The sequence below is a fragment of the Bacillus luti genome (assembly GCF_001884105.1).
In the GTDB taxonomy this organism is placed as follows: domain Bacteria; phylum Bacillota; class Bacilli; order Bacillales; family Bacillaceae_G; genus Bacillus_A; species Bacillus_A luti.
Genome location: NZ_MACI01000016.1, coordinates 23,407 through 39,364 on the forward strand (window position 1 = coordinate 23,407; position 15,958 = coordinate 39,364).

The 15,958-nt window shown below is 33.2% G+C and carries 15 protein-coding genes and 1 pseudogene; 11 read left to right on the forward strand and 5 right to left on the reverse strand.

The genetic code is table 11. From position 1 onward, the window contains the following. The first annotated feature begins 115 nt into the window (after positions 1-115). From BAQ48_RS04490 to BAQ48_RS04515, 6 genes are all read left to right on the forward strand, one after another. The gene (locus BAQ48_RS04490) at positions 116-451 is read left to right on the forward strand and encodes a hypothetical protein (RefSeq protein ID WP_071710130.1); all 336 of its coding nucleotides are present in this window, start codon (positions 116-118) and stop codon (positions 449-451) included. Then, positions 448-1,695 (forward strand): FtsK/SpoIIIE domain-containing protein, encoded by a 1,248-nt coding sequence (locus tag BAQ48_RS04495; RefSeq protein WP_242660441.1) that lies wholly within the window; start codon positions 448-450, stop codon positions 1,693-1,695. The genes BAQ48_RS04490 and BAQ48_RS04495 overlap by 4 nt, the downstream gene beginning before the upstream one ends. Next, complete coding sequence (locus tag BAQ48_RS04500) at positions 1,667-2,341, forward strand: replication-relaxation family protein (RefSeq protein WP_071710131.1); 675 nt, start codon at positions 1,667-1,669, stop codon at positions 2,339-2,341. Before BAQ48_RS04495 ends, BAQ48_RS04500 begins: the two co-directional genes overlap by 29 nt. 3 nt (positions 2,342-2,344) lie before the next feature. Beyond that, entirely contained in the window at positions 2,345-2,977 is a 633-nt protein-coding gene (locus BAQ48_RS04505; protein WP_071710132.1) for a hypothetical protein, read from the forward strand. A 628-nt stretch (positions 2,978-3,605) separates the two neighbouring features. Further along, positions 3,606-4,388, forward strand: a complete 783-nt coding sequence (locus BAQ48_RS04510; RefSeq protein ID WP_071710133.1) for a ParA family protein — start codon at positions 3,606-3,608, stop codon at positions 4,386-4,388. Positions 4,389-4,408: 20 nt separating this feature from the next. Further along, positions 4,409-4,723: a hypothetical protein gene (locus BAQ48_RS04515; RefSeq protein WP_071710134.1), complete on the forward strand. Its 315-nt coding sequence runs from the start codon at positions 4,409-4,411 to the stop codon at positions 4,721-4,723. A 49-nt stretch (positions 4,724-4,772) separates the two neighbouring features. Here BAQ48_RS04515 and BAQ48_RS04520 read toward each other — a convergent pair whose 3' ends face one another. Continuing rightward, positions 4,773-6,335, reverse strand: coding sequence for a MobA/MobL family protein (locus tag BAQ48_RS04520; RefSeq protein ID WP_071710135.1), 1,563 nt, complete (start codon positions 6,333-6,335; stop codon positions 4,773-4,775). Positions 6,336-6,742: 407 nt separating this feature from the next. Between BAQ48_RS04520 and BAQ48_RS04525 the strand changes: the two genes are divergently transcribed. Both BAQ48_RS04525 and BAQ48_RS04530 read left to right on the forward strand, forming a co-directional pair. Further along, positions 6,743-7,285 carry a hypothetical protein gene (locus BAQ48_RS04525; protein ID WP_071710136.1) on the forward strand — a complete coding sequence of 181 codons (543 nt, stop codon included), beginning with the start codon at positions 6,743-6,745 and terminating at the stop codon, positions 7,283-7,285. 3 nt (positions 7,286-7,288) lie between these two features. Then, positions 7,289-7,810 carry a hypothetical protein gene (locus BAQ48_RS04530; protein ID WP_071710137.1) on the forward strand — a complete coding sequence of 174 codons (522 nt, stop codon included), beginning with the start codon at positions 7,289-7,291 and terminating at the stop codon, positions 7,808-7,810. Positions 7,811-7,907: 97 nt separating this feature from the next. Here BAQ48_RS04530 and BAQ48_RS04535 read toward each other — a convergent pair whose 3' ends face one another. Continuing rightward, positions 7,908-9,791 (reverse strand): type IV secretory system conjugative DNA transfer family protein, encoded by a 1,884-nt coding sequence (locus BAQ48_RS04535; RefSeq protein WP_165613777.1) that lies wholly within the window; start codon positions 9,789-9,791, stop codon positions 7,908-7,910. Positions 9,792-10,177: 386 nt separating this feature from the next. Continuing rightward, the gene (locus BAQ48_RS04540) at positions 10,178-11,614 is read right to left on the reverse strand and encodes a prepilin-type N-terminal cleavage/methylation domain-containing protein (protein WP_071710139.1); all 1,437 of its coding nucleotides are present in this window, start codon (positions 11,612-11,614) and stop codon (positions 10,178-10,180) included. 285 nt (positions 11,615-11,899) lie between these two features. Here BAQ48_RS04540 and BAQ48_RS28375 point away from each other — a divergent pair, with 285 nt between their 5' ends. Next, positions 11,900-12,031: a hypothetical protein gene (locus BAQ48_RS28375; RefSeq protein ID WP_255298278.1), complete on the forward strand. Its 132-nt coding sequence runs from the start codon at positions 11,900-11,902 to the stop codon at positions 12,029-12,031. Between the two features lie 58 nt (positions 12,032-12,089). On the opposite strand, the pseudogene BAQ48_RS04545 reads toward BAQ48_RS28375, so the two are convergent. Next, positions 12,090-12,242, reverse strand: a pseudogene (locus tag BAQ48_RS04545) (arsenate reductase); the annotation flags it as partial. 150 nt (positions 12,243-12,392) lie between these two features. Between BAQ48_RS04545 and BAQ48_RS04550 the strand changes: the two are divergent. After that, entirely contained in the window at positions 12,393-12,710 is a 318-nt protein-coding gene (locus BAQ48_RS04550; protein WP_071710140.1) for a DUF2834 domain-containing protein, read from the forward strand. Between the two features lie 964 nt (positions 12,711-13,674). Here the strand turns inward: BAQ48_RS04550 and BAQ48_RS04555 are convergent. Then, positions 13,675-15,123: a methyl-accepting chemotaxis protein gene (locus BAQ48_RS04555; RefSeq protein WP_242660442.1), complete on the reverse strand. Its 1,449-nt coding sequence runs from the start codon at positions 15,121-15,123 to the stop codon at positions 13,675-13,677. A 178-nt stretch (positions 15,124-15,301) separates the two neighbouring features. Between BAQ48_RS04555 and BAQ48_RS04560 the strand changes: the two genes are divergently transcribed. Continuing rightward, positions 15,302-15,958 (forward strand): hypothetical protein (locus BAQ48_RS04560; RefSeq protein ID WP_071710141.1); only part of this gene is annotated, 657 nt, incomplete at its 3' end.

Consider the following 15,958-nt stretch of genomic DNA (forward strand, 5'->3'; position numbering starts at 1 on the left):
ACCGGAGGGAGTGGAGGGGTGTGAGGGGGTCAGGGGGGAGAGAGGAGAGAAAACCCAAAAATCGGAATTATATGAAAAATTAATTGTCTGAAAATTAATCAATGGAGGAAAAACTATGAAAATGAAAAGGCGAAGAGAAACAATTCCATTTCGGGAATTCATGAAGAAAGGAAACAATGAAACTAGTAAAAATGTTTCTTATAGTTTGCTTCCAATTCCAACGATGTTCGATATGTATTCCGGGCTTCACAATACGATGATCCCATTTCTTATCTTGGGGGGAATCGTTCTTATTCCAATAACGGCGTTTGCTGTTTCGAAGTTGTTTCCAGATTCGAAGTTAGATCAAAGACTTGCTAAATTTGAAGAAATATTAAATAGGGTATTCCCTTTTGTAAAAGTGGCGGTGTTCACTTGGGTAATTTATTCAATGGTGGTGTTGTTCGTATGATAATCGAAGCATTTCAAGAGTGGATGTATAAGTTGAAGTTCAAAAAAATGTTAAGAAGATGCTTTTTGGATGCCGAGGTATGTGTAAAGAAAAAAGCGAACGATCGAGAATTTATACAGTATCCTCTTATTCACAACGTCCAGGAGAAAGATGATCACTTACAAGTCGTCTTCAGGCTTCCTAAAACGATCCCATTAGAAAAACTAATGAGCAAACATTTTGTATTTCAGCGGTACTTTGGAGAACATACTTTTTTCAAAGCTGACGAAATTGGCGGCGTCACGATGAGAATCTATACAAAAGATCCATTTAAACAAAAGTTCGTTTATGATTATGAGCTTTATAAAGATCAAGTGGATAAATACAAGGTTCCTATTTTGGTAGGATTCGAGGACGGGGGATACACAATGTTCGACCTCATCGACCCGGCGCCTCATGCCTTAATTGCCGGTCAAACGGGAATGGGCAAAAGCTCTACTGTCCGTAGTATTTTAACAACATTGGTACTCTCTAAAACTCCGGAACAAGTTAAATTATTTCTTTTTGATCTAAAAAGGACGGAGTTCTTCTTATTCAAGAACCTTCCTCATGTCGTCGAGTTTTCTGTAGAAGAAAATCAAATAAAACGTCATTTAGAAAAAATAAACAAGGAGATGGATCGCCGGGGGGATATTCAAATGGAATACGAAGTATCCTCTATTCTAAGGCTTCCGGAACACATTAGAAAAGAAATGCCAATATTAGTGGTATGTATAGATGAATTCCAGGATCTCGACGAAGATACTATGGAACTCGTTGGGAGAGTAGCGGCGAAGGGCAGGTCTTTGGGGTGCCTGTTATTGCTTAGTACACAACGTCCAGATTCTACGGTGTTAAAAGGAAAAATCAAAAATAATCTAGTAAACAGGATTTCTCTTAAACAATCAAATTCAACAAATTCCAAGATCGTGGATTGTAGCGGGGCTGAATCCATTAAAAACGTTGGAGAGTGCGTGTTTTCTGTCGGTGGAGAGCTTCGTCGGGCGAAGACAGTGTTCTTGGATGATCAACGTGCAAAAGAGATCCTAGCCCCACTGAATGTTACTAAAGCACAACAACAAACAGAAGGAGTACAGGAAGATTCCAAACTAATCCAAATGGAACAAGTGAAAAATAGGAAGAAACAAATGGACCAAAATGCAGAGATCTTAAAAATGATGGAAGGAGTGTTAGTGAATGAAAAAGCGGGATCTACAGATCATTGAATTTCTTGAAAAAGCAAGATGTTCCAGCCGAGATCAGTTGGTAGAGCTGTTTTTCTCAGATTTAAAGAACCCAATCTCTAACTGTAATACGGTACTAAAAAGATTACGGGATCGTGGATATATAGATGTTTCTACGGATTTTCAGCCATTCGTATATTTTCCGAAACCTTCCGGGATTAAAAAGGACTCTATGAAAATCCCTCATTTTCTCAAAATTGTTGATATGTATCTGGCTTTAAGGGAATACGAGGAACCTCGGATATTTACGATCGAACCAAAGTACGGTCAATTGATGGCTGAACCCGATATTTTCACGATTTGGAAGGGAATACCGCTATTTATAGAAGTGCAACGTACACATTACAGTAAAAAAGTGATGCAAACAAAAATAGATTTATACGAAAAATTATATTCTTCTCAAATTCTTCTCCAGGAACCATGGCAAAATCCAAACAAATTGGTAAACCCTTATATTCTTCTTATCTCAGATTATCGATATGATATTCAATCTAAGCTTCCAATCATGCAATACCCGAGTATAGAGCTCTTCATCGAACAAATGGCTGCGAAATACAACCTCAAAAAACAAATTTCGAATCGAACAGAAAAAACAATTAAAACGAAAATCGAACAGGGGAGAAGATAAAACATGCGAACGAAAAAACAAAATCATGTTTTTCTAGTGGAAAATAAAAAAGCAAATGCACAGATTTGGGGATATCCGAACGAAGAAAAGGGAATAATAGAAGATATAGAACTCTATATAGGGGAATGGATGTATAAACCAGGTTGGATCCATAACAATCATCCCTCGTTCCCCCCAGAAATCTTATTTACAGACTTAAATAACGATGGAATGGAAGAAATAATTATACTTCTGAATCAAGGGAGTGGGTCCGGTGTTTCCATTTGGGAGATTCATATTTTAGAGAAAACTAAAGGGTGTGGCTATTCTCATGTTTTCGTAGAAAATCCAGAGGATCACGTTCATATAAATATGGAAAGCAAGATAAAACCTTACACAGCAAAAATAAATTATTTTTCTAAATATCAGACAGAATCCTGGGAAGTTCCATTTTCAGAGGGCATTCAGGAAGATCATCTATTCAACGAATTTGTGACAGGAAGTCAAATCAGATTTGAGGTAAAAACAAATAGCCTAACGGCTATCATGGGTCTTCAGCTGGCATTTCTATATCACATTGCCGAAATTCAACTAGACTATGAATATAAAAATGGAAAATATTTAATTAAAAAGGCAAAACTTCATACGTGGGATTGAAGGTGTTATCCATTATGAGTGGCACCTTCTTTTTTCTGTCTTTTTCTCTGTTCTTTCCTTTTCTTTCTTTTTTATCCTTTGTCCTTCCCCTTCTTTTTTCGGCTGAGGTTTCGGCACGACGTGTGGGGACAAGACCCCACGGTTTTTCTTCTAATGAAAGACAAAGTGTTTTTCGACTTACAATAAGTAGCACGAACCGAGAAGGAAAAAATCTTCTTTTTCGTATATCGGTTCGGCGAAGGAGACAAAAGTCGAAAATCATTTTTTTATACATGAAAGGATGGAGATTTTTTTTAGTGATTTTCTTAAAAAAATACTATCCGTGTGTATAAAAAAATTAAACGGAAAGTTAGTCAAAGTTCTTATTTTTTGTTTTTGTGAGTACAAAGTAAAGTTAATTTGTTATATAATAATTATATAAAATTTATTTAGTAATTATATAATAGATTCATAGATAAACGTTGATATAACAACAGAAAAAATTAAAAATAAAAAAAAGGAATTTCTGATTCACAAAATAAATTACTAAACAGTATCACAAAACGTTATATAATTTTTATATAAAAGTTATATAAAGATTATATAGTTGTGATATGGTGCTGTTTATAAAAAAAGGGGGCATAATAATATGAAAAAAGTAATCAGTTTCTTCTCGACAAAAGGTGGAGTTGGTAAGACAACCAGTTGTACATTCCTGGCACACGAATTAGCAAGTCAAGGGCATAAAGTGTTAGTATTAGACCTTTGTCAAAATGGTAATATCAGTAAAAATTTCGGTTATGATCCATATGAATTCGCCGGAAGAACATTCTACGAGTGGTTTATCGGGGAAAAGACAATTGAAGAGGTTGCGGTTGAAAAAGGTAACATCGTGTTCATTCCTTCAGATGAAAAAGTAGAAAAAATTGAGGATTGGGTATTTGATACATATCGAATTGGACAAGACAAAGTATTAAAGAATAAAATCGAACCATTCTTAGAAATCTTCGATTATGTATTATTGGATACACATCCTACAAGCGAATCGTGGTTAAATACAATGGCGTTGTGCGCGAGTACATTCGTCGTAATTCCCTCTAGTAGCGATGGAAATGACTTCCACGGAGCTAGACGCGCCGCTGAAATCGTAAAGGAATTGCAAGAAGCTGGTGTGAAATTGGATTATACAATTATCCATACGAGAATTAAAATGAATAATTTTGGTGTTACAGAACGCTTACTAGAAACAAATCAGGGCGCTTTAAGAGAAGTGGGAATTGATCAATTTGCGGAAACGTATATTAGTCAAACTGAAAAAATGGCTGAGTTTACATCAAATAAATTGTCTTATGATCAGTTTAAGCAACATAGAAATGCAGGGAAAATTGTAGAGCAATATAAAAAATTAGCTGAAGAATTGTCTATTGTTTAAAAAAGAAAAGGGGTGTAAGTATGAGTGTATTGAGTAAAATGGGCGATGCTGAAAAGAAGAGACAAGAAAAAGAAGAAAAGGAAAGTTTTAAATCAGGTCCAGTCGAAAAAGTAAAAGAAATGAATAAGCAAGAAAAACAAAAGAAAACAGAAGAACCGGAGAAAAAGAAAACTTGGGCTCGTGGTGCTAAGAAGAAGAAGGATGGTATTCTGAGATCTTATTATTTAGAAAAGGAAATCGCTATGAATATTTCAGAAGAAGCGGAAGAAATGGGAATTAGTGATTCAAAGTTTGTTGAAATGGCAATTAGAAATTATATGAAGAATAAAAAATAAAAAGAGAGGATAATCCTCTCTTTTTTGTTTGGTGAAATGATTAAAATAATTAACGGCTGCGTTTGTTTGTTTTCTCCTTTTTTAGTTCCTCTTTGCGTTGTTTCTCCATTTGTAAATCCTTCGGATTTTTCATTTCGATTTGCTGTTTCTCTTGCTTAAATTCTTTTAAAGAAACAACATTATTCAGCTCTTGTTTTAGGTCTTTGGCTTTTTCCATTTCCATTTGTGTTTTCAACATTTTCATATAATCTTTTGTTTTGTTGGCATACAGTTTCACTTTGTCTTTTAAATGATTTGTATAGGTTCTTTTAGCTTGTTTTATTTTGTTTTTCTCGCGCTTGATTTCGATATTTTTCTTCTTCACAAGAACTTTCGTTTGAGCAATCTTCGATTTTAATTGGCGACGTTCTTTCCAGTCTGAAATAGATAAGATAGATGTTCCTTTTAATTTCGCTTTGTACATATCGATATCATTTTTTAAGTTCGCGCGATCTTCTTTTTTGTAAGTGATATTACGTTTATGTTTTTCCTTTGTTTCTTTATAAACTTTACGAGCTGATTTTGTTTTTTCTTTGTTCTGTTTCAAATCTTCACGACGTTTATCAAAGTTCTTTTTATTCTCTTTGATTTCATCTTTGTACATTTCTCCAGTAGTATATTGTTTATCTTGGTCATGACGTGGCGGTTTTTTCTCAGCTGTTCGTTCTTGTGAATCATTGTAATAAGAATGACTGTTTTCATATGCAATTGGTTCCAATTGCTTCTTTTTGTTTGTCTGTTCCATGGTGCTTTTCACCTCCCTTCCTACTAGGTCCGCTTGATAAACAAGCTCTGTTTCTAACACAATAGAGCGAGCTTCTTTTTGCACTTTATAATCTCGTTTTGCTTCTTTTTTTTCTTGTCTATGATTGTTTCGTTTCTTGATTTCCTTGTTCTTTTTTTTCACCTTTTGATACTTCTCGCTCGTTTTATTAGCTGGTAAATGCTGAGTTGGAATACGATCTATTCCGCGCTTTTTAAAACTCTCCTTTGAAACAAATAAGTTAAGACCTTTCTCTTTGAATTTTTCGTTAACAAGTTCTTCCCAATGAGCACGAAATTCCTTCGATAATGTTCTCTTGTGATAATCATCCCACTCTCGATTTTTGTTCCCGAAACTATCTCCATCTTTGATATCTCGGAGCGTTAGAATCATGTGACAATGAGGATTATCTCCTTGTAATTTATGAAAACAACAATCTGCAATCATTCCTTTGTCTGTTAGTCTTTTTGCCGCTTTTTCCACGAGTTCTTTATTCTCTTCAGGAGTGAGTTCTGTGTAAAGAGAAAACTCAATTTCTTTCATAAGTTGTCCTGTTTTTTCCCATGTTTCACACGATTCTATTTTGTTGTATAGATATTGTCGATCCAGAAATTTTTCGCTTGCACCTTCGGGTAAATAAATAGTGGATTCAATTTGTTCTTTCTTCCCTTTATTCACGTAGTTATAAGTTCTACCATATCTTTCATCATGTAATTTTTCACCCGAGCGGTAAGCCGCTTTCTGAACCGCTTTATGACTATCAGCTCTTCCAAAGACTTTAAAACGAGTATGGAATATTTTCTCTTTCACAGTTTTTCACCCCCTTCCTATAAAAATCCGACTTATTATTTTTTGAAATGATAGCACGAAATTTGGAAAATGGTAAAAAATAAAGAAAAAAAGGGGAAACGGGGCGGGCGGTCTAAACAAAAAAAAAAACACACCCTATTAGTACCATAGGTTTTAAAGATTTTTCGGGTTCAGCCCCCGGCAGGGCGGACAACGTTTTCGTAGAAAATGTATCTGTGCGCTATTAGGATAGCGGCTATGCCGGGGGTCTTTGTTCTCCGCCTTGCTCCGAACCGAAAAGAAAAAAATGATGAACTGGGGTGAAAAAATGATGAAAAAAAAATGATTGATTAATTTTAAATTTGACTTATAATGATAAAAATTCCAATGAATGGAATTTTTAAACTTTAGAAAAGGGGTGAATTGTAGTGAGTGATAAACGACTGGAAAGTATTGATAAAAGAATAAATGAATTGAATTTGAAAAGGAATGTAATTGAAAAGGAAAACAAAGAGAAAGAGGAACAAAAGAGAAAACACGAATTGATACAGAAATCTTCTTTCATGGAAAGTTTGTGTATTACGGAAAAAGATGGTGAAGTGGAAAAGTTTAAAAATGAAACAATCCGCTTGTACATAAAGAGCAAATTATACGCAAAGCAAACGGTATTTTTTAAGTATTTATTTACAGATTGTCAGGAAAACGTTTTGGTGAGTTTTTTTGATCAAGAGTTCTCGGCTCTGGAGAAGAAAATCAATAGTATTGTAGACGAAAAAGGAAGAACTAAAAAACAACGTTTAAGTGGGTTAAAAGGGTTAGAGCTGAAAGCGATGGCTGACGTATTAAAAGGGATCCAGGACCATCTCGGAGACCAAACGTATACACAGAAGTATGCAAATACAAAAAGATTAGAAATGAAATACGAAGAAAGAGTGAAAAAGCTCTTTGAAAAAGCGGAAGGGAGGTTGTGAAAAATGAGTAATGTGATAGATGAAATTATGAATCAATTAGAAATTGCTCTTTTTGAAGTTAATAAAATTAATGTGAACCAACAGCAATTATTTAATATGTATCGTCAAATTCAATTTAGAACTTTTAATGTTAGCCATTTTACAGAGGAAGAAAAAGAAGAAATCGAAGATATGTTCATGGAGGAAATGGACGATTTTCGTATGCACATGGTTGAAGTATTAAATCGTTTCAAAGGCTTACATATTAAACTAGTGAAAGACGAAAATAATGATTTTAATTTACTGGAATCTTTGGAGATCATTGATACGATTTCGGAAAATTTGGCTTCCGAATTTTCTGTGGAATTAGATGATATTTTAGATGATTACGAATTACAATTTGAACTAAAAGGAGACGAGGAATCGAAAGAAATGGCTGCGGTCGTTTTAGATCTAAAAGATAAAATAGAAGATCTGAGCGAGAAGATGATTAATCTTACAGCTTTTACGGAAGTATTCTTGGAATTAGATTTTGAAGTTGCATAAAAAAAGACACTGGAAAGTGTCTTTTGTAATACATGTATAACGCGTCAAAATAATTTGTATGTAACGCGAAAAATGTTTGTAATACTTATGTATTACGTTACTCAAACCTTCGGTTTTTGCTCTCACGTTCTTCTCGCATTCTTCGAATTTCGTTAATTTTTTCTACTTTCTTTTCTTCACGTTGAGAAACGAAATCCATCTTCTTTTCGGTTGTTTTTGTTAAGTGTTCAACTTTTAATTCTTCAACTTGTTTTTTATTCTTTTTACGTGTTTTAAGGTTCCCCACTTTTCTTATAATTTTCTCCACAGTATCAATGTTGAAAAATGGAAGATGTTTAAATAAAAAGTATTGAAATTTATCTAGATAATAGTAATTTTTATCGTCTATGAACGTTTTTAAGTTATCCGAAACGCAAATGACTTGATAAGATTTTAAACGTCTGATTTGGTCGTTAGAAAGTACAGCTTTTTTCTGTATAGATTGGCTCATACTGGTATCGTTACTGGAGGAAGAAATTGAAAATGCTTGATATTCTTCTTCTCCAGAAAGTTTTGAAAAGAAGTCCGCTGTTTCGCCGCCAGAACCACCAAAAATCGTTTTCGTTTTACAATTTTCAACAATAATATTGTACTTTTCTCGCCCGTAAACAGCTTGAATCTGTCCAAAACTTTGAAAACCTAAGATTACGGACATTTTTTTAGAACGAATTGTCGCTAGGAAGCCATCAAGTCCTTGAATTTGACCGATATTTGCCGCTTCGTCGATGAAGAAGATGACCGGCAAACCGTAATCATTGCCTAGATCTTCATCCACAGATTTATCATTTTTTATTTTTGAAAGAAGTTGAGAATAAAAAGGAGACAAGAAAGCTGCATAGAAGCTGGATTTTTCATCTTTGTAAGATACAAATAGAGCTGTTTTTTTCTCTCGGAAGAGACTAGGTGTAAAATCACTTGTTTTTCCTATTTCTTCTACAATGTCATACTCGAAAACCTCTAAACTCTTCTGTAGTTGAGCATAAATGCTTGAAATATAACCTTCGGAACTAGCTGTTTTTTTGTACTGTTGAAAAGAGAAATAGGCTTTTTTATGTGATTTTGAAAAATATTCTTCCATTGCATCGCCATCCAAAGGCAATTCTGCCATTTTTCTAATAACATTGCCCATATTTTTCTCACCCATGAAATATTCGTCGTAAAGGAAGCATAATAGTAATTTTTGAGCCAATTCTCCCCAAGTTTTGTCATCACTACCGGTACTCATGCCAACTGTAATCGATTTTGCTAAGTTCTTAACTTCATCAGCGTCGGAACAGTTCCCCAATAGGTTGTAATGGACAGTCGGCGATAATTCTTCCCCTTCGATTTCCTTAGGATCGAAATTGATTTGATATACCTGGTATCCTTTTTTCTCTAGGGTTGATTTTGTTTTTTTGTATAATTCGCCCTTCGGGTCCGTTGTAATAAAACTCACTTCATCTAGATTTTGTAAGTTTGGTATAAAGAAAGAAGCTGATTTACCTGAACCGGTCGCCCCTAAAAGCAACATGTGTTCAAAAGATTTCTTTAAAGTCAGACGCACGTTACGAGAGATATAGAGATCACTCAGGTTTTTCTTAAAAGCCCGTTGTGTGCTTATATTAAAAACGTGGTTACGTTGTACTTTTTGCTCTTGAATAAGTTGTTTGTAAGTTAATAATTTGGAATCTGCCAAAGCTTTTCGCCTATTATTGGAAAACTTGTACATAAGGAAAAAGCCGATGACTAAATGAGAAACTAATAAAATAACAAATGTTTTAACATGCTGTAAATCCCCAGAAAATAACTCTTTTATAAAGTTCGTATGTATCTCATTTGTAAAGTATAAAGAAGAAATAATAGAACCGATGAGTAAGAAATTCATTATGATTTCTTTAATTTTGTAATTAGAATGCATGTGAATCACATCCCTGTAAGGCTTGTAAGGATGTTTTTGAACCAATATGTTTTTTCATAAAACCCCCCCATTCTTGGATCTCCGTAACTATACTCAGAAATACAAGAATGCAAAGAAAAAAGAGTGATATAATCACTCTTTTTAGGGTTCCCGCATCTGACTCCCCACATCAGATAGAGGCAAATTAGATTTACGCATGAAAGATTTTATGAAAAGTTTCTCGAAGCAATATTATTATATGTATGGATACTCATCCATGTTTCCATAAAAAATAAAAATTAATTTTGTTTTTTTGCGAAAAACTTGTTTTTTTGTCCGATTAAGTGTAAAAAGAAGGTCCACAGCACGTGGATGTTGATTTCAAGTTCCCTCAAAATCCTTATAAAAAAATAATCTTGTGTAAAAAAACAGATCAATTGAGATCTGTTTTTTTATTTTAAATATGGAAATCCATCGTTTACGTTTGGATGCATATTAAAGTATGTATCTAATTCCTTCCACCAATCATAAGTGATTCGATCTTTTAGTTGTTCTGTGGTACGTCCTTCTCCGATAGAGGATGTTAAATTTGTCTTATCTGTATCGTAAAAAGCTCTTACATATGGAGTAAGCCCTTTTATAAGACCAATCAACGGCTGCGATTTCTTCCCTTTTATTGTAGAAGAAACATAAACATGGTCTAGGAATGGAGAATCATCATCTTGACCGGAAAGCCCTCCAACATATGTGTCCCCTTCCACTGTTCCATGGAAATATCCATATTTCCACATAGAGTCTAGACCAGATCCGGTAATTCCCCCAACATAATATTTTCCTTTTACTGTTCCTGTCCCAGAAAATCTATACATTTGATCTTGTGTATGTCCAAATATAATTCCAACATGTTTTTGTCCTATTACATTGCCGTTTTCTACAGAAATATCATAAATTCGGAATGAATCTTGTTTACCTGTTATCGCTCCAACATAATTTTTCCCTGTAACGGTTGGACTTTTTAAACGTAATGAAAAGCTTTCGTCTATGGTGGTATGTGCATTTGCAAACATTCCAACGTAATCCTCATTTGGTCTGTTAATATATAAGTTATCTATACTGTAATCAGATTTTTCCATTGTTCCGTCGAAATTCTGAATTGGTTCAAAGCCACTTCCGTTATTCCAATCTTTTGTAACACAACCTTCTATGTTATTCCCTAGTTTAAAAGAAGCTTCTAAATCTAATTTGATCCCTTGTACTTCTCCGATTGTTCTTATTAAATATGGATCCTCTGGTGTTCCGCTGCCTTGTTTTGGAAGTTGGATTGTAGAATCAGAGGACCAATTAGAATTACAACCAGTTGCTGTTGGTGGATCTGGCTTTTCTTCTGGTGGTGGATCTACCGTTACAGGAGGTTTAACCGGTGTTTCTCCTGTTATTGTGTAGGAACCACTGTAAAATAGATCCTTGGATTGTAGTGTTTCGTACGTAAACACCAAGCCCTCCAATTCTTTCGAACTTGAAGAGAAATATTGGTCCATGTCACCAAAATTCCCTTTTACATAGTCTTTTAGTTTCTTTGTGTCTAATGTATAGAACGTGTCTTTTATAGAATCGTAGGTAACATTAGAATTATTGTTATCCAATAAATTTTGGATTATTTTTTTTGTGTTTTCGGAAACATCTTTTTTAATTTTGTCCCCGAAAGGAAACGATTCGTTTTCTAGCTTATGTTGTTTAATTGCTGATTCCAAAAGTGTAGAATTAACTTGTTGTTTCTTTACTTCAGCTTCTCCAATTGGGTTGTCGAGCGTTGTGATAAATATTAAAATTAGCAATCCTATAATTGTTATAACAATTAGTATTTCTAACAGTGTAAATCCCTTTTTCACCTGAAAAATCCCCTCCCTCTTGTTAAAACTATCTAATTATATTCATAAAATAATATTAGTCCACTAAAAAAACAGGAATATGTACATTCCTGGTAAAAAACATATAAAATTTGGAATCTAATGAAATATTTTGATAGAAACACTTGTTTGTATCATTTATTTTTGAGATAATGTAACTATCGTGAGTAATTACTATTCGAGGAAAAAATGGGGGAAACAGATATGAAGAATATCAACAAAAGGGGATATTCAACCATTTTATAGCAATCGAGGTGATTACATTTTATGATAAGAATTCGCTACAAGAAAAATGGTGAAAATACAGAAGTATATTTTGAATGCAATTTTAAAAATATTATCCCTGTATTTACAACACCACCAGTCATCATTGAACTTATCAAACAATTATTTTTTTAATATATAGTAAAAACAAAAAGCCAATCCCCTGTATAGATTGGCTTTTTGTTTTATTTAATTATTCGCCTGTCTCAGCAAATTTCTTAATACATACGCTAATTTCATTACGAACGCGTTGAAATTCAGACCACTCTTTACCTGCTGAATCATCAAATCTCCAATGAACATGAATTTTGTACGCTAAGCAAAAAAACAATAAGCTATCCACATGGACAGCTTATTTACATAATTATCGAAAGCGGAAGTAAAAATCTTGAATAAAAATTAGTTCCTAAAATGTTTAAATAGACTTACGAAATACAATTTTTTCCTTTAAAATAAATATAAATTATGTGATTAATTGATTTAAGGGGGATTATATGTGAAAAAAATATATATACTGTTATCAATAATTGGGGCAGTTGTACCCTACTCTTATTTCATTCCGTTTTTGATGGAAAATGGCTTTAACCTCGTTCTTTTTTCACAAGAATTATTTTCTAATCGTATATCTACTTTCTTTGCCGCAGACTTTTTTATTTCTTGTTTAGTATTTTGGGTATTTTTATATAGCGAAACAAAAAAATACCAAATTAAATATTGGTGGATATGTATTATTGCAACAGTAACAGTGGGATTGTCTTTTGCTCTACCTCTATTTCTTTATTTTAGGCATTCCAAACTCCAACAAAGAACATAAGAATTACTCTTTTCACTTTTAATTAACTGTATATTCTATACAGGTGAGGTTAACATAACGTCTCATTATCGGTAGCAAGGAAAAAGGAGGAACCCTACTCTCACAAGGGAACCTCCTTTTTTGTTCTATCAATCTATGCAATTTTTTATACATTCCTATTATAGTGCGGTTTTAGGCTTCTTGTTTGTTACTGGATTTGCCGAAAAACTGTATAAAATCTTGCATAATCTTAGCGTGTTTTTTTTTCAGAAATGCTGGCGATACCCCTATATAGAACCATACTCCCCCACCCTCAATCGAATACTTTCATATGTAATCTACTAATATACATAAATAAATTGAAAGTTGGTGATACACATGAAAAAGTTTTTTATTAATTTAACTTGTACAATTACAGGTACAGTTATTGCAAATCTAATTACATATGTGATTATGAAACTGATTTAAAACTAAAAGAGGATACTCTCCAGTGGAAAGAGTATCCTCTTTATAAAAGTGACAATCTATAAAATTGAAAATAATTCCCTTCGGTAAAAAAACTATATGTTATTTCAATAGAAAAGAAGACTGATAGTCTTCTCTTCAGCAATTCTTAACAGAAATCATTATTTTTCAGGAGATTTTGTTGTCTCTGAGCGATTAGACAACATTAGTTCGAAAAGGATTTTTAACGAACGATCCGAAATCTTTCCCGTTCCGTCAAACAGGACACGTCTAATTTTGTAATCCTTCACCCCTCTTGTACTACAAAATTTACGAATTCGAAACCTTTTCTATAAGACTGGAAAAAAGGTATGAACAAAAACCGATCTATTTGGGGAGGTCTTTGTTATTACAGTTATAACCGTAAATTTCCGTTTGTCAACGAAAAAACAGATGCTTTTGATTCATCTGTTTTTTTATTTCGGTAAGGATTACCACTATATAAAAGTTATATAATGAATATATAACTTTTATATAATTATCAGTCGTGAACCTCTTCTTCTACAAGGCTTTTCAAAATGTTGAAGTCCTCATAAATTCTCTGAACGTGCTCAGTATGATTTTCGAAATTACTCTTAATTTCTTCGTTGGAAACAGCGTGTTCTTCTGTTACAGATTGTAATTCCACGAGTGAATGATTTATATCTTCTACGTTTGTTTTTAATACAGAGGTGTGCTCAAACACTTTTTTAATCTCCTGTTCCATTTCTTTGCTATTTGTACTTACTAGATCAAATATCTGTTTTACTGTATTACTGTTTTGATTTGTGATATGTAGACAATCGTAAGAGTGTTTAAAGAAGTCATTGTTCTTGCTAATAAGCTCTTTGATATCTAAAATAATCTGTTGGATGTTGTTTGTAAATAGATTACTTATTTCACTCAATTTCTTCATTTCGCTGGAAACAATCGTGAATCCTTTCCCATGCTCTCCGGCTCTTGCCGCTTCGATAGATGCGTTTAAGCTCAACATTTTCGTTTGATTCGATATCTTATTTAGTGTATCTGTAATACTTTCTATATCGTTTAATTTTTGTACTAATGTATCGTTTACTTCCTCGTTTTGACTAAATAATTCTTTTAGATCTTCAATCGCTGCGTCTAATTTTTCGGTCTCTTTTGTGTATTCCGTTATAGATTTTGAGCATTCAATCGTTTTACTGTGCACTTCTTTAGAAAGATTGAAAATAATATTAGATTCTTCCTGTATACTAGCTGTATTTAATGTAATTCGTTCTAAATTATCTGTCTGTATAACGAAACTATGTACGATTTCTTCTAAGCTCTGGTTAAAATCATGGTTTTTATCACTTATGATTTTTACATTGTTTTTTAGGGTAGAAGAAAATTTCCTTAATTCATTAATCGTTTTCCTTGATGATTGATTTATAGAAATCAATTCTTTTTGTTGTTCAAATAGTGTCTGTCGCACCGTTAAAAGGTCTTTTAGAACACCGGATACAAAATGAGATACATAACTTAAAACAAGCCCGAACGAAAAGAATGAGAACAAATAATAGAATAAAAGGTCGTATTGATCCCCAAATAATTTTAGCGAGAAGAAAAAGTACAAAAATAATAATATAGAAAGAAATGTTGAGAAGATGTTTACTTTTTTATCCAAAAAAATTGCCGTCATGATGATGGTAATAAATAAAAATAAAGTGTTTCCGCTATTTTTGTCTATTGTACTGTAAACAAGTACGATCCCGCTGATTCCGAAGGAATACCAATAAGGAACAAATACATGTTTCCCCTGTCGCATTGCTATGTACATAACTAAACAAACGAATAAGGTACTGCCTAAAATTGATAGCATAAGGATCAAAGGTTTTCCTATAGCAAAACAAACAATAACGTTTGTTATAGCCACAACTAGGAGTAAATACAACATTATTTTGTTACGTTTTTGTAGTAAATCAGTTTCCATGTTTATCCCCCCTCAAAACACTTCTTCTTTATAGTCAAAAACGTGATTATATCTAGTTTTTTGTTAGAATTTTTTATGAAAATCAACTTATAATACAAATGTATTACAAGTTATAATTAAAGCAATAAAAGTAAATATTATGTGTAATACGTTTGTATTACAGAAGGAGGAGAGGACCATGACGAATGAAAAAGTAGATGAAAATGTTGAAAACATTGAAGTGAAAGAAGAAAAAAAGAAGACGCCAGGTAAAAGTTACAGGGCTTCAGTGGAGAAACATAAGGAAATTGCTGAATTCTTAGCTGAAAAAGGAATGACGCAAAGCGATTTTCTTTCTGTATCGCTGGATCTATTAAGAAAAGAAACATTAAAAGAAGCTTCAGGAGATTATGAGAAGGACCTTGAAAAGGTTGATGAATTAACAAAGCAAATGTACCAATCAATTTCAAATTTAGTCCTTTCCTTTAAAGTAAGTTCACAGAGCCAGCAAAACACCTACGAGAATGAGAAAAAGGAATTGAACAATATAATAGAAGAAAGAGAAGAAAAGTTAACAACGACAGAGCTTGCTGTTAGAGATAGTTGGGTAACTGTCTCTAAATTACAAAAGGAAAAGGACGATTTACACAAGGAATTTCAGGATTACAAAAAAGAAAATGAAGATATTATTGTGAAAAAAGAAGAGCTGCAAGCACAAGTCAATGATTTACATCGACAATTATTAGAAGCGAAAGAAACGATTTCTACCCTGGAAAAGGAAAACAAAAACATAGAAAAGTTGACAAGAGAGAAAGAAAAATTACAATCCCAGTTAGAAAAGGAAAAAACGGATTTC

Excerpts from the sequence above, each read along its gene's own strand:
- BAQ48_RS04510 (WP_071710133.1), top strand. The coding sequence starts at position 3,606 with ATGAAAAAAGTAATCAGTTTCTTCTCGACAAAAGGTGGAGTTGGTAAG.
- BAQ48_RS04495 (WP_242660441.1), top strand. The coding sequence starts at position 448 with ATGATAATCGAAGCATTTCAAGAGTGGATGTATAAGTTGAAGTTCAAA.
- BAQ48_RS04500 (WP_071710131.1), top strand. The coding sequence starts at position 1,667 with ATGAAAAAGCGGGATCTACAGATCATTGAATTTCTTGAAAAAGCAAGA.
- BAQ48_RS28375 (WP_255298278.1), top strand. The coding sequence starts at position 11,900 with ATGATAAGAATTCGCTACAAGAAAAATGGTGAAAATACAGAAGTATAT.
- BAQ48_RS04490 (WP_071710130.1), top strand. The coding sequence starts at position 116 with ATGAAAATGAAAAGGCGAAGAGAAACAATTCCATTTCGGGAATTCATG.
- BAQ48_RS04515 (WP_071710134.1), top strand. The coding sequence starts at position 4,409 with ATGAGTGTATTGAGTAAAATGGGCGATGCTGAAAAGAAGAGACAAGAA.
- BAQ48_RS04530 (WP_071710137.1), top strand. The coding sequence starts at position 7,289 with ATGAGTAATGTGATAGATGAAATTATGAATCAATTAGAAATTGCTCTT.
- BAQ48_RS04555 (WP_242660442.1), bottom strand. The coding sequence starts at position 15,123 with ATGGAAACTGATTTACTACAAAAACGTAACAAAATAATGTTGTATTTA.
- BAQ48_RS04505 (WP_071710132.1), top strand. The coding sequence starts at position 2,345 with ATGCGAACGAAAAAACAAAATCATGTTTTTCTAGTGGAAAATAAAAAA.